This is a genomic window from Providencia sp. PROV205, from assembly GCF_028479505.1.
GTDB classification, from domain to species: Bacteria; Pseudomonadota; Gammaproteobacteria; order Enterobacterales; family Enterobacteriaceae; genus Providencia; species Providencia huaxiensis.
The window spans coordinates 1-22187 of sequence record NZ_JAMPNU010000018.1 but is presented as its reverse complement, the minus strand read 5'-3'; the positions used below and the strand labels follow the sequence as shown (position 1 = coordinate 22187).

Genomic DNA, 22187 nt, shown 5'->3' with positions numbered 1-22187 from the left:
CAACGTTAATAACACTAATTTAAAACAACCAACCTATTCTTATTGGTAAGTGATTTCGTAAGTTGCGTAGCTTTTTACTTCACCCGCAGTAACTTCTGTTGGTTTATCGGTGATATAACCTACGTAATATTGGAAACGTGAACCTTGGTCAATTTGAGTAATAAGCTCAGATGACTGTTGTTTGTCACCACCTGGTACGATGAATTTTTTAGCGTCATCAGCCGATAAAACAAATTGGATATTCTTCGCACCAGTAGAATCGGTATTCGCTAAATAGCCTAATTTTTCGCTACCACTTAATAAGTTACCACCAGTCCACACCACACCGATCGTTTTAGCATTGCCACCAACTGATGTTGCAGAACAGTTAGTCACATCAATTGCAAATGTTTTTGGTTTTAATAATGTACCTTTACCACCTGCTTGAACTTCTTCTAATGAAATTGGTGCTAAGTATACGCTTGCATCGCTACCTTGACCGTCAACAGAAACAGTACAAGAAACATCAGTTACTTTACCGTTAAAGTTAACTTGGCCACCGCCAACTTTATTTGCTGCGTTAGCTGTTGATAAGCCGATGATTGTTGTAGCAACCGCAGTCAGTAGTACTTTCTTCATTTTCATTTCCTAATATGAGATTTTTATTCTTACATTTAAACGAACTTATTAAGCTTTCATTTTGGTAAATAAGGAAAATAGATGTTCTACCGTATATTGAATACAGTTAGTTATTTATGTTTCATTTTTAAACCATTTATTTAATGCAAGTAAATGTCTTTCTTAATTAGTCCTATTTAGAATTTATAATCATATGCTCTATATGATTTCGAAGAGAGGATACATAATAACTTAAGTTTTATTAAATCGTTTTTTCCATCACTTATTTATTTTTTGATAGGTGCAAACTATCAAAAGCGATCTATTGATTGGGTTACTTGATGTTTAGATTTAACTAACTTACTCGCACTAAGATTAATATTTAGATTTTAATGTATTGAAATTGGCCATTGCATAACATTAAAAACTAACAAAATAGAAATTACAGATTATTAGAAATAACAAAAATCATTATATTTACATTGAATATATAATTTCATTCATACTTTGATACTTTTTGTTGCAGAATGACCATGAAATTCATCAATTACTGAACATCAACTCAAGAGAATAACATTAATTAAATTAATGATTCATTCTTAATAAGAGTATGACATATCTAAAAATGACAAATATTGAATTCCGAATTATTATGCTTGAATATCAAAATAACACAGCAAGAGTGTATATATGTTCTTTTGTATTAACAGTCAGCTTTGGTTGTTATTAAAATTTTAAAATATGCTTTTTAACGAGGTAAATATCTATTTTAATCAAAATTTCAAAATAAATGAAACGGACGAAATAAATCTGATAGAAGAATTAGTGATAAAATCGCAATATAATTCTTTACTCATTCAACTTGATATTGAAGTGAAAACTGAAATATCAAATTATTTAGTTGAGCCTATGTTAAAAAAAATTATCATTATTTTTGATATAGAATAAGAAAACTTGATTAACTGTACAAACTATAAACTGCGTTACGTCAATTTTCTCTTTTTATAACCATATGAAATCAATGATATTTTCTTAAAACGAACACTTTATAAAAAGGTGATCTACATTACAAATTTTGACATTAGGAATATTCCTAAATCACTCATTCCGTGTGTTAAAGTGTGATCTAATACAAAAAGTCATCAATAAAAGATGCTTTTTCCTTCTGCTATTTTTCTACTATCAGGCAGTTTAGCGTCTTTTTAGTGAATCAATCGTTCTAATAAGCCCACTTTACTTAGCAATCACATAACATAAGGTAGCTGTTTCTGTTTTCGTACTACAAATTACCGATTATGTGATATTAAAGGATAAAAATATTTTATATCAATAATTTACCATAAAAACACGATGACTCCCTTACCAAATCCATATGAGGCCATCAAAATATCGCAAAAAAGCCTTATGATGTGTCTACTAAGTATTTTACATGTATATAAACATAGTTATCTCGTTGATCAAACTATGAAAACACACTTAACACTGACAGTTATACTGGATAATAGTAATATCGGCTAATTTCAAGAAATGATTAATATAGAATAGAAAAATTATTAGGGGGGAACTACAGCAAAAATCTCACAAAATATTTCTGCTGATGGCAGTTAAGAGGTGAAAGATTGACTAGTGTTTGTTCTGGCGGTATAGAGCCCATTCTTCTACTCTTTCACCTGATGGTAAAATACAGTACCCTACTTGCCCATCCGCTGTATTTTCAATTTCTACTGTCCCCCCAATTTGCTCACAATATACTGATGCAGGATTTGCTATGCCTACACTCTTTGACTCCATTTCAGTTTCATTGGAAACACATCCAGAAATAATAGCCAAACCAGCTAACACAAGTATTTTTTTCATAAGAAATATTCTCTAGGTTAAATTAAAATATTTATTTATTATAACCGAGTGAAACTAATATAAACTCAATTTTATTCGAAAATAAAACAATATCGCATTAAGTGTTCAATATTATATCAACAACGGCTAATAAATTACTTTAGCCTAAAATTCTTTATCATTAGCAGATATTTATTACTTCAACACCCTAAAAAATATGATTTATTTCATTACTTACTTGTTACTGCTTGTCTTAGTTTTATCTGGTTTAGCATACTGGAGCTTGTCAGCATTATTACCTAGAGATTTTGCTATCAGCTACTTTATTTATTTTTAAGAGTAATTATTGGTGTTCTGCTTATATCTATCAATATCTGGATTATATTAACCATATTAGCTAACGTATTATGACCATCCGTCTATTGGCAAGACATCCCCCATTTTACTTGCGTCGTTTATTGTCAAATAGGACAATTAGAACGCCAAAAAATGCGACTAACAAACTACCAATGATATAATTCTGCCTATCAAATGCCAGTCCTGTATCTTTCACACTCTCCCCATATACAATAGGAATGCTGACATCCATATTGTAAGAAATAATTGCAGTAACGAGACCAATAATTGTGAGCACCACCCCAAATGTTTTCATTTCTATCCCCTTATGTCACTTTTACCAAAATAGATTAGCCAAGTATTTTGAGAAAAGCAAAATGAGAAGTCACAAATTATAATATTTTCTTAAATGAAAACTTTGCAGCTTAGCCTATAACGCGTAAGAATTAGTGGGTGGACAGTTTTAAAGATAGATTTTCATATACTCAAACTTTATGTCAGGAACGATAATATTAGAGGGTTAACATCGAGTATTTATTAGAAATAATTCTTATTATTAATAACGCAAATAACCACCCCCAGTCTGAGTGTGATTATTATTACTATTTATTTTCGTATAAAACAGCATGATACCGCGATTAAAATGTATAGACCATCATCAATGCAGCTTGGCTAAATTTTTCAAAAAAAGAGAATATTGCCGGCAAAATGGCAATATTTAAAATGGCAAATAAGCCTACTGTTGGCAAAGATATTTCCATAATGATTTACTGTATATTTGAGATATTACTACTAGCCTCTTCCTATCATGGGTCTATTCATTATATGTTCCTCCCAATCCACCACGTCAATTTCTCTAACAGCAATATGACGAACAGACACACCTTCATTATGCATTGCCGCTTTAGATCCTGTTTTTAATGGGTGCCAGGCAGGAAGAGATTTTCCTTCTAATAACAAACGGTAAGCGCAAGTACTTGGCAACCATTCAAATGTTTCTAAGTTATAACGATTAAGCTTTATGCAATCCGCTTCATAGCTGAAGCGGTCTTCATAATGCTTACACTGGCAAGTTTTTAAATTTAGCTGATTACAGGCGACATTAGTAAAATAGATTTCATCTGTATCTTCATCCATTAATTTGTGCAAGCAGCATTGCCCGCAACCATCACAGAGAGATTCCCATTCTTCATCTGTCATCTCATCTAAAGTTTTAACTTGCCAGAACTGCGACATAATACTTATTAATCCTATACTTAAATAACCCGTGTAGTCAGCGAGTGATCATTAATTGATAATTTTAGCATATCACCAGAAGCTAATGGGCCGACACCTTCAGGTGTTCCCGTTAAGATGACATCCCCTGCTCGTAATGTGAAAAAGCGGGACATATAGCTAATCAGCGGTAAAATTGGTGTGATCATATCACGCGTCGAGCCCTCTTGGCGAACTTCACCATTAATTTCCAGTGAAAGCTGAACATTTTGTAAGTCATTCGGGCTACTAACAGGAATAAAACCGGAAATTGGGCATGAACCATCAAATGATTTGCTTTTTTCCCATGGCTGACCTGCTTTTTTAAATTTAGCTTGCAAATCACGTAAGGTTAAATCCAATGCAACTGCATAACCTGCAATAGAGCGTGATACGCGGTCTTCATCTGCATTTTTTAATGGCATACCAATTAAAATCGCCATCTCAATTTCATGATGCACAGCACCAAAATCTTTTGGAATAACAATTGATTGAGTAATATCACACAAAGCAGTCTCTGGTTTAATAAAAATAACGGGTTCTTCTGGTGTCGCAGACCCCATCTCTTTTATATGCTTTGCGTAATTACTACCAACACAAACAACTTTATTTGCAGGGAAATCAAGTAACGCACCTTGCCAGTCACGATGTTGATACATAATAGTACTCCTATTATCGTTATTGTATTTTATTAGCGATACCATCTGCCATCATGCATACACTCAATGCAAAATAATATGAGCGGTTCCAATGCATAATGGTACGGAAATTTTCAGTCACTAAAAATGCTCTACCTTCAGGATCATCAGGGATAACCACCCAGGTTTTTACGTCTGAAGATAATTGAGCAAATGCAGGTAATGTAACGCCTAACTCTTGCCATTCACGAACAGATTTCCCTTGTTCTGCTTTTACGCCTTCCAACGTTTTATTAAAATCTATGGGTAAATTAACTTGGTAGCCCCATGGTAATTGAGCTTGCCAACCTTCTGTTGATAAATAATTAGCAATAGATGCAAACACATCTGATTTATTATTCCAGATGTCCATTTTACCATCACCATCGCCATCTGCTGCGTAAGACAAATAAGAGGTTGGCATAAATTGGCTTTGGCCCATGGCACCAGCCCATGAACCTTTGAGCTGTTGATCTTCTGGAATATAACCTTTGTCCATTATCTCAAGTGCAGCTAATAATTGCTTGCTAAAAAGCGCTTCTCTACGGCCTTCAAATGAAAGTGTTGCAAGTGCAGAAACAACATCTTCTTTACCTTGCGAGCGCCCAAAACCACTTTCTAATCCCCATAACGAAACAATGAACTGAGGTGGGACGCCATATTTATCACTGATAGCATCTAGAGTGGGTTTATTTTCTAAATATTTGTTATAGCCAGCATTGATACGCGATTGTGGGAGTACATTTTTTAGATAGCTTGCTAACGTAACCGTCGCCCTTTTCTCTGGTTGGCCTTTATCTGCTTTCACAACACGCTCAATAAAATGAATATTAGCAAAAGCGCGTTCAATGGTGGCAGGTTTAATTCCCTGAGCAATAGCATGTTCTTTCAGTAATTCCACATAAGCAGGAAATTGTGATGGTTCACGTTGTTCAATAGGGAATGCTTTATCTAAAGCAGCGACTTCTTGGGCTATAGCCGCATTTTGTTCTGCGGTAATCGGGTGAGTAACAACTGGTTCATTCTGTGTTGCAGAACAACTTGTTAAAAATAAGCCAGCGACTAATGTATATAATAACGTTGGTTTCATTCGTCTCCTCCAGACTATCTTTGCTTTTCAGGATTTTCTTAATTTGCTCTAGTTATTCAGTTCTTTATGTTCTGAAAGCAAATCCTCCACCGGAGGTGGGAACTGTAAGTAATAACCAACTTCTAAGAGGTCTAATTTAACCTTTGCCAAGTCAGCATTGGCGAGCCTTTCACGCTTATCTAATGAGATAAGCATGGCAAATTGAGGTGTTCCAAATTGAGCTAATAATTCATCAGGAACACGTGAAAAATCATCTTTCTTCTCAATATAAAGATAAGTTTGGTCACGCTTAGGGCTTCTATAAATTGCACAAATCATTATATTTAACTCTTTTTCTTAGTTCATTAGCTTGCTTGAAGTATATAGTAACTATAACATGCTATTGTTTTACAGAATATCTTCACCCGAGGATTGTTTCGGAAATTTTAATTTGCTGAGTCTGGATAGATGCCACAATCGCCAATAGAACTTAAAGGCAGCAGTTTTACTCTTTCAGTTATTCACTTATACAGTGAAGAGCCTAAACTCATCAAAAAAGCGCTGCAAGATAAAGTAAATCAGGCTCCTGATTTCTTTAAAAATGCCCCTGTCGTGATTAACATTGCTGAATTATCCCCAAATGCCGATTTACAGAGTATTCATAAATCTGTTATTTCTGCGGGATTACGTATTGTAGGGATCAGTGGATGTACTGACCCACAGATACGGCAAAAAGCAAACGATGCGGGTTTACCGATATTAAATGAAGGTAAAAGTCAAAAGCCTGTTGAAATTCAGCCTGAACCTCAGACTGCTACAATTCAAACTGAACCTTTATATCGTAAAACTCGTATTATCAATACTCCTGTTCGTTCTGGGCAACGTATTTATGCACCAAATAGTGATCTGATCGTCACAAGCAATGTTAGTGCAGGTGCAGAACTGTTAGCAGATGGTAATATCCATATTTATGGCGTGATGCGAGGCCGTGCTTTAGCTGGAGCCTCTGGTGATATTGAAAGTCAGATTTATTGTACTCATTTGCAAGCTGAGCTGGTCTCAATTGCCGGTGAATATTGGCTGAGCGATCAAATCCCTGCTGAATTTCTCGCCAAAGCAGCTAAACTTTGTTTAGTTGATAATAAACTTAACATCGAATATTTAAATTAGACCTTATTTACAAGGAATTATTCATGGCACGCATAATTGTAGTGACTTCAGGTAAAGGTGGCGTTGGTAAAACCACTTCAAGCGCGGCCATAGCTACTGGCCTGGCACAAAAAGGGAACAAAACGGTAGTGATCGATTTTGATATCGGCCTACGTAACCTTGACCTTATCATGGGGTGTGAACGTCGAGTAGTCTATGACTTCGTAAACGTTATTCAAGGTGATGCAACCCTTAATCAGGCTTTAATCAAAGATAAGCGCACCGAAAATTTATTCATTTTACCTGCTTCACAAACACGCGATAAAGACGCGTTAACTCGCGAAGGCGTTGGCAAAATTCTTGACGAATTGAGTGATGACCTTGGTTTCGATTTTATTGTTTGTGATTCCCCTGCGGGTATTGAAAGTGGTGCCTTAATGGCACTCTATTTTGCTGATGAAGCCATTATTACTACCAATCCAGAAGTTTCTTCCGTTCGTGACTCTGACCGTATTTTAGGTATTTTAGCGTCAAAATCACGTCGAGCAGAAAAAGGCGATACGCCAATTAAAGAACACTTATTATTGACACGCTATAACCCTGGACGTGTAACTCGTGGCGATATGCTAAGCATGGAAGATGTCCTCGAGATCCTCTGTATCCCTTTGATTGGCGTTATTCCTGAAGACCAATCTGTACTGCGCTCTTCTAACCAAGGTGAGCCGGTCATTTTAGATACAGAATCTGATGCAGGCCAAGCCTATGATGATTGTGTTGCGCGTATTTTAGGTGAAGATCGCCCTATCCGTTTCATTGAAGAAGAGAAAAAAGGTTTCTTAAAACGCCTATTTGGGGGGTAAATAATGGCTTTATTGGATTTCTTTCTGTCGAGAAAAAAAACGACAGCGAATATCGCAAAAGAGCGATTACAAATCATCGTCGCTGAACGTCGCCGTGGTGATAGTGAGCCCCCATATCTTGCTGATATGAAACGCGATATTTTGCAGGTTATCTGTAAATATGTGCAAATTGACCCTGAAATGTTGTCATTGCAATTTGAACAAAAAGACGATGATATTTCTGTTTTGGAATTAAATGTCACACTTCCTGAAGGTGATGAAATTAAAACCACGACAGTAGAAAAATAATTCGCAAAGAAGCCGCTATACATTATGGCGGCTTGCTTTTTTACTATGTAATTTGCCCTGATTAGCCAGAAGTTATGTTTTAATCCTTTTATAGCTTAAATTTAATTTCCAACGTGTGCTGTTTTCTTAGACCTTCCGGTGGCACTCCAACAGAGCGGCTCTTTAGTGTTGCAGCTAATGCGGCTTCGTCCAGTTGAACATGCATAGAAGACTTTTCAATACTCACCTTTGTGATCTCCCCCAATGACGTAAGCGTAAAATTCACCAGAACCGTTCCTTGAACATTGGTATTTCTCGCTTTTCTTGGGTAACGTTTATGTCGTTCAATTTCACTACGTAGTTTATCAATATAACTTTGGTAGTTTGAATCTGTTGCGTTTCCTACCGAGGTCGTCCTTTGTGCTCCCGCTTGGCCTGCTGCATAAGATTGGCTGTCGTTTTTACCTACACGCTGTTCTTGTTTTACATCATCACTTTTTTGTTCCTGTTCTTTCTGCTTAATCACTTTTTTATTTGGTTGTTTTTGTTCTTTTTTCTCGATAATTTTTTTTTGTTTTTCTGACGCTTTATTTTCATCACTATGTATATTTTTCTTATTAGCAACTTTAATTACAGCATTTTCATTTTGTTGTGACTCTGCAAGTAAGCCTCCCACTAGCTTATTATTTAATGTGACGTCATTTGTTTGTTTTTCAATTACATTTTGTGTCAATGCAACAGAGACGATAGCCGCATATATTGGCGTGTAAATTTGTGCAGAGCGTGTTTTCTCTATATTTAAACAATAAAAAACGATGCCAAAATGAAATAATAAAGAAACCATCACAGCAAAATTAAAACGTAAAGTAATCATTTTAATATCCCTAATAGCCCCCTCACCAATACATAAATGCAACAGTATCAGCGAAGGGGGATCCTTTTTAGAAACGACTGGTGATATTGAAACGCACAGTCCTACCCGGTGCAGGCATCATACTGCGGGTTAATGGGTCCATATAATATTCATCAAATAAATTGGTGGCTAATAATTCAAATGCTAGGTCTTTATTAAACTGATAATTAACATAAGCATCAGCGGTAAAAACAGCATTCCAACTCATCGGGTCATTGTTTAATGGCGCATACTGGTACGGGTATTTATCCATCATTTCCGCTTCATCTTCATTTTTTGCTTTGCTGTGATAACGCAAACGACTCCCCACTTCTAAACGTTCATCTAAGAAACGCAGACCAAGATTGGCATGGATGCTGTACTTAGGCTGCAGTTGAGTACGCAAATAGCCACCAGGGAACCCTGCTGTTGTACACTCTGAGCCACCAAATTTGTTATAGGGGTCCATTACCATCAGTGAAACTTCATCACAAACCTCATTTTTTAAGCGATAATCCACACCTAAGTCACCGAATACCCAGCCATTATCATAACGCGCCAACAGTTCCAAACCGGCCGTATTATGTTTATCAACCTGCGTAAAGACTAATCTGTCGTTCCTATCAAATGCGTTTGTGACAACCGTGTTATAGTAGTTTATGCGTAAATCAGCATGGTTTTCTGCTGCGACGAGATCTTGGAAATTACGCACATATCCCAGTTCTATCGTATGGCTGCGTTCTGGCAAATAAACTGGTGGTGTGTAATTCGGCTCTCTTCCCCCCGAAAAACCAATAGTGTCTTCAAAGATACTTGGCATCCTAACGGTTTCTAAATAACGCCCAAATATTCGATCGTTCTCTGTTAAGTAAATTGTTGCCCCTAATGCCGGAGCCCAAGCTGATTCTTCATTTCTTTTCGGCGCTTTAAATTTTTGTTTATTGGAATGCTTCACTTCATCTTGACTGTTATTAATATCGCGGTCAACGAGATATTTTTTGGCTTTTAAACCGGTGACGGGGTCTATTTTTTCTTCTTTTAAATCAACCTCCCCATTATAAAATGGGTTATTTTTAGCTACAAATCGGTTATTTTCATCCACTTTCCATTTCACTACATGGTTAACTTCTGTGATTCTAAATTCTAATTTTTTCCCTATTAATCCAACATCACATAACGAATCCTTTTTCATGTTTAATGCTTGCTCGATAAAAATTCTTCTCTCATAACTTTTTCCTTTTATATCATTATATGTATTCCCTTTATCATCAATATACTGTTTTATTGTTTGATATTCTTCCGCACTTAATAAACGGGATAATAGGAAATTTCTCGCCGTTATATGGCTATAAGGTGCATAATTTATATCTTTAGCCGCAATGCGTCTCTCTTTTAATAAATCCCTTGACCAGTAGCTAATATATTGAGCCCCCGCATTCAGACTTAACCATTCGGTAGGCTGCCAATCAAAGCGAATAGTCCCATTATATTCCCGACGTTTACCTTCCCTAGGGATAGCTCGGAACATGTTACCCTTTGGGGTCGAATCCGAATTAAAGATATCTTCACGACTACCAATGGTTTCATCAATTAAGCTTCCCATTAAAGTCACTTTAAATTCAGGTGTAATTTGAAATTTATTGGATAATGAAACACCATAGCGATCGTTAAGTTGGTTTAATTTAATCCCATCAACTAATGTGCCATTGATAGCAGGATTTTTAGCTACATTTTTATCTCGACCAAATTCATAATTCCAATCCCTTTCCATTGGTTCCCTAGGTTGACCACCTGCGGTATTTGAGTTTAAATCCGTTTTTGTTAACCAATAGCCTAATCGAAAATCAATCCAACCAATGGACTCAGGTTTGAACGAATAATTGGCGTAAAAAGTATTTAGCGCCAAGTTAGCTAAAGGCCATTGTGGAATTTTTCCCTCTAAATCATGATACCGAATTTGCGATGGCATGATTTCGCCATAATGACTTGATGTATGCATATAACCAAGGGATAAGTCCTGTGAATTAGGTAGCATCATGTTTAATTTAGCTAACCATGTCGACATTTCATTTGATGTATTCGCCACCTCTTTATTTGATCCATAAATCCTAGCTACGAAGGGCATATATGGGTCTATCGCTTTATTTGGGTTATTAGGGTCATAAGTAATGATGTCGTCATAAAATTTACCCGCCCCTCGGCGCCCAGCAAAATAATTACCTTGGTTGCGATAGCTGTATGCCAGCATCAAATCAAACTTTTCTTGCCGTGTCCCAACGGCAATACGCGCTGCGTTATCTTGCAGATTAAAGAAATTAGCGTTACCTTTACTGCGAGGATCAACAAGCATTTCGTGATCTTTAAAATAAATCCCACGAAACTTCTGCATGTCTAACGTATTCAATAGCCGCTTATCATCACGGTAATCTATACCGTGGCTTAATTGATTAACCCTCGGTTTTGTCGAGTTACTCGATGTTTCTAATTTAATATCAAAACCAAACTTGCTGTATTTATCCACAACGTCATCAATGCCTAGCGTTGTTATGGCAACTCCACCGCCTGTCGATGTACGTACATTGCGGTCTAGCGTTGCACTTTTCATTACCTTAATGCTACTAATCATATTCGGGTCGATATAGTTACGATTATTCGCGCCATTATAACCACGCCAAACAGTGATAGCTTGCTCTGTACCATCTACAGTCACCGGGACACGCCCTTGCCCCTGTATCCCTCGTACATTGGGGTCTATTGCCCCGCTATTACGGGCGTCACCACTATATACCCCTACTGCATGATTAATGGTGTCTGCAGGGTTAGTGCCTTTATAACGATCAATTTCTTCTTTACTAATATAAATATTTGACTCGTCTTTATCATATTGGTCATCCGCCCCTTTTCCATCACGCTCTTTGATAGTTGTTGCTTTATCATTAACTACAATAGAGCCAATATTTGCACTTTGTTGTCCATAGACTGAATTTGCAATACTGCCAATAGATAACCCTGTCGCGATATTAATGGCTATCACTGTTTTGATTTTCATTATCTGTTCCGGTGAAAATTAAAATTTCTTGGTGAAATTGACACCGACTTCACTTTGCTTAAAAGAATAAATAATATCTGCCGTACTCTTATTCACTTGGCTATTAAAATAAAGAGAAGGCGTAAAAGTTAATATCTTATTTTTATCAAACGTTAATTGGCTATTTAAATACCCATTATGATCTTTTCTTTTTACATTCAAAAATGCATCAAACCGTTCAAAGTTTGTTTGCTTATAACCTATTGCAATAAGTAGGTCACACAGTTCGGTTACTTTTAAAAAACCAGCTCTAACCCCATACTGTACATAGCTATCACTATCGTATTGCTTTTTCCTGTTGGCTCCATAAAAACTGCCAAAAACCATTAATCGAGGGTTTATTAAATAAGTACCAGTAACTGAATAAGCCCATTTATCGCCGTTATTAAAACTATACTTATAAGGGTAAGTTTTATTTTTATATTCAATATTACCTAACAAGGTTACCCGATGATTTAACGTGTATTCTGTCGCTATTTTTCCTCCTAGGCTTAAATTATAGTATTGGTTATCGTGCCATTTAGCCTCAAGGGTGGGCTGTATATGGAACGTTGTATCCGCGTTATCAAATTGATACTCCCCTGTAACATATATATTTGTTTTTCTAACCGCGACTGTTTTCATTGGCTCTACCCCAACCATACCTAATGAGAGTACCGTTGAGTGGTTTCCTACTAGAGGAAAACGCTTTGATAATTTAGTATAATAATGCCACTTTCCACCAGCGATAGACTGGTTACTACTATTCATACATTTACGACGAAAACAGTACATCTCACGGCTATTTGATGCTTCATTTAAATTAAAATCATAACTTGAGCCTAGCTTAATTGTACCTTGCCAATGATTTTTATTTTCTAAATCTATTATTTTATTTTTAATAAATTCAGTTAATCGAATTGATATTCTTCCTTTATATTTTATTTTGATATTTTGATATTTTGATAATGCTGATTCATAATGCTTAACATAGATTAGTGCTTGTGCAAACTTTAACTCAACCAACAACATATTAGGCTTGTGAATCAAAATCTCATTATATAGGCTAATTGCTAAATCATACTGCTTATTTAACATTGCCTTCTCAGATTGAATGTATTTAACCAGTTCTTTATCGTGGTCTTTATGGTCAACGTAAATACCAATGATTTCATTTATTTTGTCAAAATCTTGTTTCTGAATGAGATCATAAAGAATAAAACCAAGTTCGTCGATATTTTTTTCACTATATTTAACATTATTTATTTCTGATTGATGTTTTTTGTTACTAGAATCTTTTAAATTACCGATAACTCCTCCTTTTAGCTCTTGAGCTGACAATACCGAAGGGAGAGAAAAAAGTAATAATAAACTCAAATATATTAAATTTGTTTTTTTATTAAAAAATAACATGATTAGGCTACCATTTTAATGACAAAAATAAAAAAGTAGACAAAATCACTTTTGCCTACTTTTTTTAGCTTATTATATGTTCAGTAATTATTCGTCTTTCTGGCCACCAAATGCCGTGTCTAACTCACGGTTATTCTCATAAGAGAGAATACCCGCCACTTGTTCTGCATTATCCCCAAAGAGTTGCCCCATACTATCACCTTGATGTATTCCATTGGCAATGGCAGTACCGCTAAATTTACCGTCTTCTTTGATAGCCCCTTCCATGGAGTGGCTATTTACTCCTTCTAATGCACCTGTATATGATTTATCCGCGAAGTCAGCATTAAACCAACCCGTCTGTTTTTCTTCACCTGCAAACTGGTTAATACCCGCTATAGTATAAGTCGCTTGGCCACTGGTTGGCACTTCTGTCGTTGCATTAGCACCAGAGAAATAAACCGTGTGCATTGCATCATCAGCAGCCCCAGTTTGTGACCAATCACCGAAATATACCTCGGCATCTGCAACCTGGCTAAATTGGAACTTACCCATTCCACCGTGCGGGCTACCGCCACTTTCTAAAACATAAACATTGTCAGGCTTTTGCGTGACTAAGTTTTTTAAACCAGAGAACGAAATTGTTTTTCCATTTCTCATAAAGCGAGAACCAATACCTGGTGCACCAATACTACCACCGTGTGGCCCCATGGTTGATTGAGTTTTACCAACAATAATATTTGTTAGGCCAAGATCGTATTTTAAGCTTTGCGCTGATTCCGTTTCTGCCATAACACCAACAGAAAATATAGATAAAGATACTGCGACTGTAACTAGTGATAATTTTTTCATTTATTCATCCTCTTAAATAGAAGTTTGAATTAGGTTGGTTTATTAAAGGAACACATTAAATAAAAGATTACGCTTTCCTTTAATGCTCGAGATTCAGTATATAAAAATAATTTTCATTTACAAATGTAAGAAATATAATTCAACCTTTCATTATTAAAGCATTAAAATAAAATAACTTTTTATTTTTTAATTGGTTAATTAAAAACCCTGAAATAAGTGATTTTATTTATTACTTTTTACATTAATAATTGATTTGATTTTTAAGACTAATTACAGTTTTTAATTAAAAAACAAATAAACATATTTAAAAACAAATAAGATATATGTTTTTATAAGTTTATTGAATGAATAATGGAGATAAAGACAAAAATAAAGATAAAGATAAATAGACTCAGGTATTTAAATTAGGTACAAGAAGCACTCTTCTTGTACCTGAATGCATTATACGTTCGCTAATAACTTTGCGATGGGTTCTGCAAGTAACCGCCCTCTCCAGCCCGCCAACAGCTCAGGAGGTGTAGCCGAAGACTTTAATCCCCAATGAATAGACAGTAATTGGTTAATTTGCCGCCTAGAGGCCAATAGCTCTGCATTAAATTTTTCGTTTTCAGCAATATCTTTAACTACTGTTTTAATTTCTTTAAATACGCTTTTGTATTGGCTCTGTTCAGTAATATTCGACACAGGAGCTGGGTATTGGCTCTCATCGAGTTGTTTAGCTTGTTCGACAATTGATAATAAGCGCTTACCATGGCAACGAATTTCTTGCCCCGTTAAACCAAGCGCATCGAGTTCACCGAGCGAACCCGGTAAATAACGGGCGACCTTCCACAGGTGATCTTCTTTTACCACAAAATTAACCGCCATATCGCGGGCTTTTGCTTGATTTAAACGCCATTGGGCTAATAATTGCAAACAGGCGAGCTGCTCATCACGTAGCTGCCATGCATTATGAATATTCATGTAGGCTTTTTCAGGCTTTAACGCTTTTTGCCGGCGGGCCACAACACGTTGGCACTCATCTTTAGCATCTTCCAAATAGCCCGCTTCAGTCACTTTTTCCATCAGAATTTCAGCTAATGGTAGTAAATACAGCACATCAGCAGCAGCATAATCACATTGTTTTTCACTCAGTGGGCGCGCAAGCCAGTCTGTCCGTGATTCACTTTTATCTAGTTCAATGCCTAAATGCTCAGCAACCAATGACGCAAAGCCACAAGAAATTGGATAACCTAAAAATGCCGCTACAATTTGTGTATCGATCATCGGCTCAGGAACACAATCAAAATCATGCATGAACACTTCAAGGTCTTCACTCCCTGCATGTAAAAATTTAAGTTGCGCAGAGTTCGTCAGAAGTGCTTTGAACGGGCTAAAATCCGTCATTAATAATGGATCAATTAACGAAACTTGTTTTCCATCATATAGTTGTAGCAAACCTAGTTGTGGGTAATATGTTCGGGTACGAACAAACTCGGTATCCAAAGCGAGCCATGGTGCATTACTCGCCTCTTGGCATACTTGGGCTAATTCGCTATCTGTAGTTACTAAACGATAATTCAAAACAAGTTTCTCTTTTTTTATTTTCATCACAATGACGCCGGCTAAAACCGGCGTCATCTATTCATAGTTTAAGACTAAACCACAATCATACTTGTGATTTTTCTCTTTGCAATTTTTCTTCATCACGTAGGTCTTTACGCAGAATTTTACCCACATTAGATTTTGGTAATTCATCACGAAATTCAAATATCTTAGGGACTTTATACGCGGTTAATGAACGACGGCAAAAGGTTTTTAGCTCATCACCCGTTAAATTCGCATTTTTCGTTACAACGAAAACTTTAACCGCTTCGCCGGTACTTTCACTTGGTACGCCAATTGCAGCACACTCTATAACATCAGGATGTGCAGAAATAACATCCTCGATTTCATTAGGATAGACGTTAAAACCCGAAACGATAATCATATCTTTTTTACGATCAACAATGCGGATATACCCTTCGCTATCTATTTCAGCGATATCCCCCGTTGCTAACCAACCATCCACTATCGTATCAGCGGTGGAATCAGGCCGGTTCCAATAGCCTTTCATGACTTGAGGACCTTTTACCCACATTTCACCTGGCTCACCAATAGCAACTTCATTGCCTTCATCATCAAGAAATTTAACATCTGTTGACGGAACAGGTAAACCAATACTTCCACTATAACTGGTTAAATTATAAGGATTACCGGTTACTAGTGGGGCACATTCTGTTAAACCATATCCTTCGAGTAAATGTTTTCCTGTGAGCTTTTGCCATTTTTCTGCAACTGCTTTTTGAACAGGCATGCCGCCGCCAACTGAAAGGCGTAAACGTGAAAAATCCAGTTTTTTAAACTCTTCATTGTGCAGCCATGCATTAAATAAGGTATTAACCCCCGTAATTGATGTAATGGGATAACGTCCTAATTGTTTTACGGTATCGGGCACATCTCTAGGGTTGGTAATCAATAAGTTAACGCCCCCTACAGTGATAAACAGTAAGCAGTTTACTGTCAATGCAAAAACGTGATACAGCGGTAACGCAGTGACAACAAATTCAGCGCCAAATTTCAATACAGGCCCGTAAGCTGCCCTTGCCTGCTCAATGTTTGCTAGCATGTTGCGATGAGTTAACATCGCTCCTTTAGCAACCCCCGTCGTTCCACCCGTATATTGCAAAAAGGCCAAGTCATCGCCAGTAATATTAGGTTTAATATATTGCATACGATAGCCATAATGCATGGCACGGCGAAAGGAGATCGCATCGGGTAAATTATATTTAGGGACTAAGCGTTTTACATATTTGACGACAAAATCAACAATTGTAGCTTTAGGGCGTGAAAGCTGGTCACCCATCCGAGTTAAAATGACGTGTTTCACTTTGGTATTGAAAACAATTTTTTCCAATGTATGCGCAAAATTCGACACAATGACAATTGCTGTTGCACCGCTATCATTTAATTGATGCTCTAATTCTCTTGGGGTATAAAGTGGGTTAACGTTTACGACAACCATACCTGCACGTAATATCCCAAACAAGGCTATCGGATATTGTAATAGGTTTGGCATCATTAACGCGACACGATCCCCTTTTTTAAGGCCAAGTCCATTTTGTAAGTAGGCAGCAAAAGCGCGGCTTCTCTCTTCAAGTTTCCGATAAGTCATCACTGCGCCCATGTTAATGAATGCAGGTTGGTCGGCAAATTGAGAGACCGCATTTTCAAGTAACTCTGCTAGAGAAGCGAAGCTATCAGGATTGATTTCTTCCGGCACATCAGCAGGGTAATTTTTTAGCCAGATTTTTTCCAAAATGTTACTCCTGAATTTAGTGAAGTTATTATACTCAACATCTCTTTTAACAAATTATTAACTCAGCGTACCAGTTTGAAAAACAGACAATGTCAAGGTTGAGAGGTCTATCACTAAATAAATTTTGTTCCTTCAAGAAAAAACTAGGCGGACTAAGCCGCCTAGTTTGTCTTAAATTAGTTAAACAGATGTAAATCTGTACAAGATTGCGCAATTATACATGATGTTACGTGATTTTTGGAGTGGTTATCTAGCCACTTAAGAAGGGATTTAGCCTATTACGTTAACCGAAGTCACTTTTATTGGAATTATATTTTAATTAATGTTTCTATTGCGTACTTTTATCTATTAACGCTTATTTGGATATTCTTTTTTGTGCTAGTAAAAAGGCCCTGCTATAAGCAGGGCCTTTAAACAGATACGGGAGTGTTATTCTGTTAAATAAGTTTGTACGGGTACTGGTCCCCCAGGGTAACCGTATCCATAACCATAACCCCATGGGTGATTATAAAAATATGGGTCTCCGTAATAACCATAACCCCACGGGCCAGATGGTGGGATCATAACACTTTGAGCAACATTCCAGCGTTGGAAACCAGTAACATCTAACGTGACGTACTTATAAGGAACTTGCCCTACTTTCCCTTGCTGCTCACCCGTGATTTTCCCCACTACAGTGATATAACGATTAGTAAAATCACTTGGTTCACGGAAGCCATTTAGATAAGCATAAATACGCCCAATAGAAGGCGCATTAAGTTCTGGCGCTGCATCATATTTATTTAATGCCATCACCGCAATTTCTAAACGTGTTCTTGCAGCTTCATTTTCAACGGCAAGGACTTTTCCACCAAAACGCGCCTCCTGACCAATATACATTTCAGGGGCATTTTGTACAGATGTTAAGTTATCTGTTGGGTTTTGAACCGAACCTTGAATTGAAGCTGGTATAGAAACACACCCTGTTAGTGCTAATACGCTTGCAACAAAAAGGCCTTTAAGTGCATTACGGCAGTTTAATTCAATATTCATAGACCACCTCCGATTAGCTATATTATAAATTCAGGTAATACAGTTTTAAATAGCATTTAGCAAACAAAAACACGATATGTTAAAAGTCGCCATAATAGTTCTATTACTGCCTAATAATACCCTAAATTATTAAATGATTCGATTTGTATTTTTTATAATCAATATTTGATTGGTTTTATGTTTAATATAAAAAAATTGGCTATATCACGAGATATAGCCAATTCGATATCAATTAACTTCCTGTATCTTATTCACGACCAGGCAATTTTTTCCATGTAACTTCATTACGTAAGTAAGTCGGTTCGACATTTTCAACGGCAACCACTTTTCCCTGTTGCCATAATTGAGCTGCAATGGGTAACATATCTTGCGCATCAGGCAGCGTTATATGGCTGTTAGCTAATGTAGCTGATGCATTCAATAATGAAGGATAAGCTTCCCACCCTGTGCCTGCATAACCCCAACGCCCTGAAAGTTTAGCAAATTTACTTTCAAAATCATCGGGAAGTAAAACGGCTTCAGTGTCTTCACCTAACCATTGACCTTCAGCTGTTCGCTGATATTGGGCACAATAGATTTCTGACATCCGTGCATCTATAGCCACTAATACCTGTTCATGGCCCTCAATACGAAAGGCGCCTTCTGCAAGTGTCATTAAAGAGGAAATGCCGATCATAGGCAAATTAGCCCCTAATGCTAGCCCTTGTGCGATCCCAACACCAATACGAACACCCGTGAAACTGCCAGGACCACGCCCAAAAGCCAATGCATCTAACTGGCTCAACCCCATTCCTGCTTCTGCAAGAACGTCCTCAACCATTGGTAAAATTTTTTGCGTGTGCTCGCGAGGAGAAATAGCAAAACGCGAAATAATGTCACCATCACACCAAAGCGCGACTGAACAGGCTTCTGTTGCTGTATCAACAGCAAGAATACGACTCGACATGCCTAAACTCCGGCAAATTAATAGTTTTTGATTAAAAGATGCCGTTTATATTAGCACAAACGGCTGTAGGAATAGCAGAAAAACAAGATAGGATTTAGCTTGCTCTATCTGCTTCTTGCCTTTTTTCTTCAAGAAATGCAATTGCTTTTTGTATACTTCTTGTCCGTGGTGATGGCGGAAGGCTACGTAAAAAAACCTCACCATAAGGGCGAGTCACTAAACGGTTATCACAAATGACGATGACACCATAGTCACTGGTATCACGAATTAACCGGCCCACACCTTGTTTTAAAGTAATAACGGCATCGGGTAATTGAACATCCGAGAATGGATCTCCCCCCCGTAATTCACAATCTTCGATGCGGGCTCTTAATAACGGGTCATCCGGTGCCGTAAATGGGAGTTTATCAATAATGACACAAGTGAGTTCATCCCCTCGCACATCAACCCCTTCCCAGAAACTACTCGTCGCGACTAACACGGCATTCCCCGCTGAAATGAACTGAGACAATAGTTTATTTTTACTACTTTCCCCCTGCATTAAGACCGGCAATGTCAATGAAGATTTAAATTCTTCCGCCAATTCGCGCATCATCAGATGTGAGGTACATAAAAAGAAGCAGCGCCCCTGATTTTTTTCAATCATAGGTCGTAGCATTGTTGCCAATTTTTGTGCTAAACCTCGTTGATTGGGTTCTGGTAAAAAGCGAGGAACGCATAATAAAGTTTGGCTTTGATAATCAAATGGACTGGCTAATAATAACGTTTTTGCAGTAACTAAACCTAAACGGTCAGTGAAGTGACTTAGTTTCTCATTTACTGACAACGTCGCTGATGTAAATACCCAACTGGCCGGCGTACTTGCAATCATTTCACTGAATTTATCTGCAACCGTTAAGGGTGTTAGTGCCAATAAAAAATGGCGACCATAACTTTCAAACCAATAGCTGTAACCCGCAATTGTCACATCTTTTAAACGGTTTAAACGATTTCGGTATATTGTGACGCGCTCAAAAATAGAGTCTAAGCTCTGTGAGCGGCCTAAAGTGGTTTTAATCACTTCGTAACAAAGTTCAAGGGAATCATCAAGGAGCGTCAACGCCCTTTGTACTTCAGGACGTTTCAGTAAATCACGTAAATTGCCACGAAAACTGTTTTCACCCAAATTGAGCCGAAAGTCTAACGTGCTTTGCGTGAGTCTATCTGCACTTTTTTGTAGCTGCACTTGGTCTTTTAGCTCTGTTCGATAGGTCATAATCATATCGCGCGCCAGATCCAGCAATTGGCGACTACTAAGTTGCTGGCCAAAATATTGGCTGGCTATATCAGGAATTTGGTGCGCTTCATCAAAAATCATGACTTCTGCTTGGGGGATTAGCTCACCAAAACCTGTGTCTTTCACCACTCTATCAGCCATAAATAAGTGGTGATTCACAACAACAATATCGGCTTCTAATGCTTTGCGTCGTGCTTTTAAAACAAAACAGTCTTGATAACGCGGGCAATCACTACCAAGGCAATTATCATTAGTGCTGGTTACCAATGGCCAAACTGGGCTATCTTCAGCGATATCATGGCAAGTACTTGTATCTCCTAGCTCAGATTCGATGGACCAACTGCGTAGCCTCACAACCGCTGACAATATCTCAGGCTCAAGGCTACCACCCCCGAGGGATTGTTGGTCTAATCGCTCTAGACATAAATAATTCGAACGCCCTTTTAACAAGGCTGTGCGCCCAGTGTAATTCATGGCCTCAATAATTGTTGGTAAGTCCCGGTGATACAGTTGATCTTGTAAGGCCTTTGAGCCCGTTGAAACAATAACTTTTTTTCCGCTACGCAATGCAGGAACTAAATACGCATAAGTTTTTCCTGTTCCAGTACCAGCTTCCGCCACTAGCACATGCTGCTGCTCAATCGACTCGGTTACTGCGTTTGACATAGTAACTTGTGCTTCTCGAGGCTGAAAACCGGGAATTGTTCTGGCTAAAAAGCCATCCGCAGAAAAATCGTCGTGCACTACAAGACCTATTTATGAGTAATAATGAGGGCTCACACTTTACCATGAGTTTATTAACCCTGCTGAGGTAATTATTGTTTCGTTGAACAACTGATTTTCATCCTACCTACAAACTGTTATTCTTGAGCTACATGTATAATAAGGAATAATTATGACTATCAAAAGCATTGACCCAGATAATCGTTGGTCGGAAGCTGTTATTCACAATGATGTAATTTACTACACCAGTGTTCCTGAAAACCTTGATGCTGACATTGTTGCCCAAACAGCAAACACGCTTGCAGCGATTGATGTCATGCTTGAGCGTGTTGGCTCAGACAAAAGTAAAATCCTTGATGCGACTATTTTTCTCGCTGATAAAGCCGATTTTGCAGGTATGAACCAAGCATGGGATGCATGGGTTGTTGCTGGAAGTGCGCCTGTCCGTTGTACTGTCCAAGCATTACTAATGAAGCCTGAATATAAAGTCGAAATTAAGATTGTTGCTGCAATTGATTAGGCAAATTTTAACTTAATTAAAATGGGCGCCAATTATGAGCGCCCATTTTATTTTGAATAGCTATAATTTGAGAATATAACTAATTACATAAGTATGCGACTAGAG

21 protein-coding genes are annotated in these 22187 nt (G+C 37.4%); 4 read left to right on the top strand and 17 right to left on the bottom strand.

Translation table 11 applies throughout. The annotated features are described in order from the left end of the window. Positions 1 to 39: 39 nt before the first annotated feature. From PR800_RS10975 to PR800_RS10940, 8 genes are all read right to left on the bottom strand, one after another. A complete protein-coding gene (locus PR800_RS10975) occupies positions 40 to 618 on the bottom strand; it encodes a fimbrial protein (RefSeq protein ID WP_272530802.1) in 579 nt (192 codons plus the stop codon). 1602 nt (positions 619 to 2220) lie between these two features. Next, positions 2221 to 2454: a putative hemolysin gene (locus PR800_RS10970; protein WP_102140651.1), complete on the bottom strand. Its 234-nt coding sequence runs from the start codon at positions 2452 to 2454 to the stop codon at positions 2221 to 2223. Positions 2455 to 2875: 421 nt separating this feature from the next. Further along, a complete protein-coding gene (locus PR800_RS10965) occupies positions 2876 to 3085 on the bottom strand; it encodes a hypothetical protein (RefSeq protein ID WP_102140652.1) in 210 nt (69 codons plus the stop codon). A gap of 322 nt (positions 3086 to 3407) precedes the next feature. Next, positions 3408 to 3530, bottom strand: coding sequence for a hypothetical protein (locus PR800_RS10960; protein ID WP_256372924.1), 123 nt, complete (start codon positions 3528 to 3530; stop codon positions 3408 to 3410). Positions 3531 to 3561: 31 nt separating this feature from the next. Beyond that, positions 3562 to 4005 (bottom strand): YcgN family cysteine cluster protein, encoded by a 444-nt coding sequence (locus tag PR800_RS10955; protein WP_102140653.1) that lies wholly within the window; start codon positions 4003 to 4005, stop codon positions 3562 to 3564. A gap of 20 nt (positions 4006 to 4025) precedes the next feature. Further along, complete coding sequence (locus tag PR800_RS10950; protein ID WP_102140654.1) at positions 4026 to 4682, bottom strand: fumarylacetoacetate hydrolase family protein; 657 nt, start codon at positions 4680 to 4682, stop codon at positions 4026 to 4028. A 19-nt stretch (positions 4683 to 4701) separates the two neighbouring features. After that, the gene (locus tag PR800_RS10945; RefSeq protein ID WP_272530799.1) at positions 4702 to 5790 is read right to left on the bottom strand and encodes a lytic murein transglycosylase; all 1089 of its coding nucleotides are present in this window, start codon (positions 5788 to 5790) and stop codon (positions 4702 to 4704) included. Between the two features lie 48 nt (positions 5791 to 5838). Further along, positions 5839 to 6108: a YcgL domain-containing protein gene (locus PR800_RS10940; protein WP_102140656.1), complete on the bottom strand. Its 270-nt coding sequence runs from the start codon at positions 6106 to 6108 to the stop codon at positions 5839 to 5841. Positions 6109 to 6237: 129 nt separating this feature from the next. On the opposite strand from PR800_RS10940, the gene minC reads away from it, so the two are divergent. The 3 genes from minC to minE are packed head-to-tail and all read left to right on the top strand — an operon-like array spanning position 6238 to position 8066. Further along, positions 6238 to 6939 carry a septum site-determining protein MinC gene (minC, locus tag PR800_RS10935; RefSeq protein WP_272530796.1) on the top strand — a complete coding sequence of 234 codons (702 nt, stop codon included), beginning with the start codon at positions 6238 to 6240 and terminating at the stop codon, positions 6937 to 6939. 23 nt (positions 6940 to 6962) lie between these two features. Further along, the gene (gene minD / locus PR800_RS10930; RefSeq protein WP_125894818.1) at positions 6963 to 7778 is read left to right on the top strand and encodes a septum site-determining protein MinD; all 816 of its coding nucleotides are present in this window, start codon (positions 6963 to 6965) and stop codon (positions 7776 to 7778) included. 3 nt (positions 7779 to 7781) lie between these two features. Next, positions 7782 to 8066 (top strand): cell division topological specificity factor MinE, encoded by a 285-nt coding sequence (gene minE, locus PR800_RS10925; protein WP_102140659.1) that lies wholly within the window; start codon positions 7782 to 7784, stop codon positions 8064 to 8066. 88 nt (positions 8067 to 8154) lie between these two features. Here the strand turns inward: minE and PR800_RS10920 are convergent, their stop codons facing one another. From PR800_RS10920 to PR800_RS10880, 9 genes are all read right to left on the bottom strand, one after another. Then, the gene (locus PR800_RS10920) at positions 8155 to 8919 is read right to left on the bottom strand and encodes a TonB family protein (protein WP_272530794.1); all 765 of its coding nucleotides are present in this window, start codon (positions 8917 to 8919) and stop codon (positions 8155 to 8157) included. A 67-nt stretch (positions 8920 to 8986) separates the two neighbouring features. Further along, a complete protein-coding gene (locus tag PR800_RS10915) occupies positions 8987 to 11986 on the bottom strand; it encodes a TonB-dependent receptor domain-containing protein (protein WP_272530792.1) in 3000 nt (999 codons plus the stop codon). An 18-nt stretch (positions 11987 to 12004) separates the two neighbouring features. Continuing rightward, a complete protein-coding gene (locus PR800_RS10910) occupies positions 12005 to 13417 on the bottom strand; it encodes a surface lipoprotein assembly modifier (RefSeq protein WP_210844014.1) in 1413 nt (470 codons plus the stop codon). Positions 13418 to 13504: 87 nt separating this feature from the next. After that, positions 13505 to 14248: a Slam-dependent surface lipoprotein gene (locus tag PR800_RS10905; protein WP_210844012.1), complete on the bottom strand. Its 744-nt coding sequence runs from the start codon at positions 14246 to 14248 to the stop codon at positions 13505 to 13507. Between the two features lie 441 nt (positions 14249 to 14689). Further along, entirely contained in the window at positions 14690 to 15811 is a 1122-nt protein-coding gene (gene rnd, locus PR800_RS10900; RefSeq protein ID WP_272530875.1) for a ribonuclease D, read from the bottom strand. An 85-nt stretch (positions 15812 to 15896) separates the two neighbouring features. Next, positions 15897 to 17585 (bottom strand): long-chain-fatty-acid--CoA ligase FadD, encoded by a 1689-nt coding sequence (gene fadD / locus PR800_RS10895; RefSeq protein ID WP_166265050.1) that lies wholly within the window; start codon positions 17583 to 17585, stop codon positions 15897 to 15899. A gap of 429 nt (positions 17586 to 18014) precedes the next feature. Continuing rightward, positions 18015 to 18617, bottom strand: a complete 603-nt coding sequence (locus PR800_RS10890; RefSeq protein WP_102140665.1) for a Slp family lipoprotein — start codon at positions 18615 to 18617, stop codon at positions 18015 to 18017. 247 nt (positions 18618 to 18864) lie between these two features. Continuing rightward, positions 18865 to 19563, bottom strand: coding sequence for a tRNA (adenosine(37)-N6)-threonylcarbamoyltransferase complex dimerization subunit type 1 TsaB (gene tsaB / locus PR800_RS10885; protein ID WP_102140286.1), 699 nt, complete (start codon positions 19561 to 19563; stop codon positions 18865 to 18867). Between the two features lie 94 nt (positions 19564 to 19657). Continuing rightward, positions 19658 to 21583, bottom strand: coding sequence for an ATP-dependent DNA helicase (locus tag PR800_RS10880; protein ID WP_102140285.1), 1926 nt, complete (start codon positions 21581 to 21583; stop codon positions 19658 to 19660). 151 nt (positions 21584 to 21734) lie between these two features. Here PR800_RS10880 and PR800_RS10875 point away from each other — a divergent pair, with 151 nt between their 5' ends. Beyond that, the gene (locus tag PR800_RS10875; protein WP_272530789.1) at positions 21735 to 22082 is read left to right on the top strand and encodes a RidA family protein; all 348 of its coding nucleotides are present in this window, start codon (positions 21735 to 21737) and stop codon (positions 22080 to 22082) included. The last annotated feature ends 105 nt before the right edge of the window (positions 22083 to 22187 follow it).

Bases quoted from the DNA above. Each gene is read 5' to 3' on its own strand.
- minE (WP_102140659.1), top strand. From the start codon at position 7,782: ATGGCTTTATTGGATTTCTTTCTGTCGAGAAAAAAAACGACAGCGAAT.
- PR800_RS10910 (WP_210844014.1), bottom strand. From the start codon at position 13,417: ATGTTATTTTTTAATAAAAAAACAAATTTAATATATTTGAGTTTATTA.
- PR800_RS10975 (WP_272530802.1), bottom strand. From the start codon at position 618: ATGAAGAAAGTACTACTGACTGCGGTTGCTACAACAATCATCGGCTTA.
- PR800_RS10965 (WP_102140652.1), bottom strand. From the start codon at position 3,085: ATGAAAACATTTGGGGTGGTGCTCACAATTATTGGTCTCGTTACTGCA.
- PR800_RS10970 (WP_102140651.1), bottom strand. From the start codon at position 2,454: ATGAAAAAAATACTTGTGTTAGCTGGTTTGGCTATTATTTCTGGATGT.
- PR800_RS10920 (WP_272530794.1), bottom strand. From the start codon at position 8,919: ATGATTACTTTACGTTTTAATTTTGCTGTGATGGTTTCTTTATTATTT.
- PR800_RS10890 (WP_102140665.1), bottom strand. From the start codon at position 18,617: ATGAATATTGAATTAAACTGCCGTAATGCACTTAAAGGCCTTTTTGTT.
- minC (WP_272530796.1), top strand. From the start codon at position 6,238: ATGCCACAATCGCCAATAGAACTTAAAGGCAGCAGTTTTACTCTTTCA.
- PR800_RS10940 (WP_102140656.1), bottom strand. From the start codon at position 6,108: ATGATTTGTGCAATTTATAGAAGCCCTAAGCGTGACCAAACTTATCTT.
- PR800_RS10955 (WP_102140653.1), bottom strand. From the start codon at position 4,005: ATGTCGCAGTTCTGGCAAGTTAAAACTTTAGATGAGATGACAGATGAA.
- PR800_RS10915 (WP_272530792.1), bottom strand. From the start codon at position 11,986: ATGAAAATCAAAACAGTGATAGCCATTAATATCGCGACAGGGTTATCT.
- PR800_RS10875 (WP_272530789.1), top strand. From the start codon at position 21,735: ATGACTATCAAAAGCATTGACCCAGATAATCGTTGGTCGGAAGCTGTT.
- PR800_RS10960 (WP_256372924.1), bottom strand. From the start codon at position 3,530: ATGGAAATATCTTTGCCAACAGTAGGCTTATTTGCCATTTTAAATATT.
- minD (WP_125894818.1), top strand. From the start codon at position 6,963: ATGGCACGCATAATTGTAGTGACTTCAGGTAAAGGTGGCGTTGGTAAA.
- PR800_RS10945 (WP_272530799.1), bottom strand. From the start codon at position 5,790: ATGAAACCAACGTTATTATATACATTAGTCGCTGGCTTATTTTTAACA.
- PR800_RS10905 (WP_210844012.1), bottom strand. From the start codon at position 14,248: ATGAAAAAATTATCACTAGTTACAGTCGCAGTATCTTTATCTATATTT.
- PR800_RS10950 (WP_102140654.1), bottom strand. From the start codon at position 4,682: ATGTATCAACATCGTGACTGGCAAGGTGCGTTACTTGATTTCCCTGCA.
- tsaB (WP_102140286.1), bottom strand. From the start codon at position 19,563: ATGTCGAGTCGTATTCTTGCTGTTGATACAGCAACAGAAGCCTGTTCA.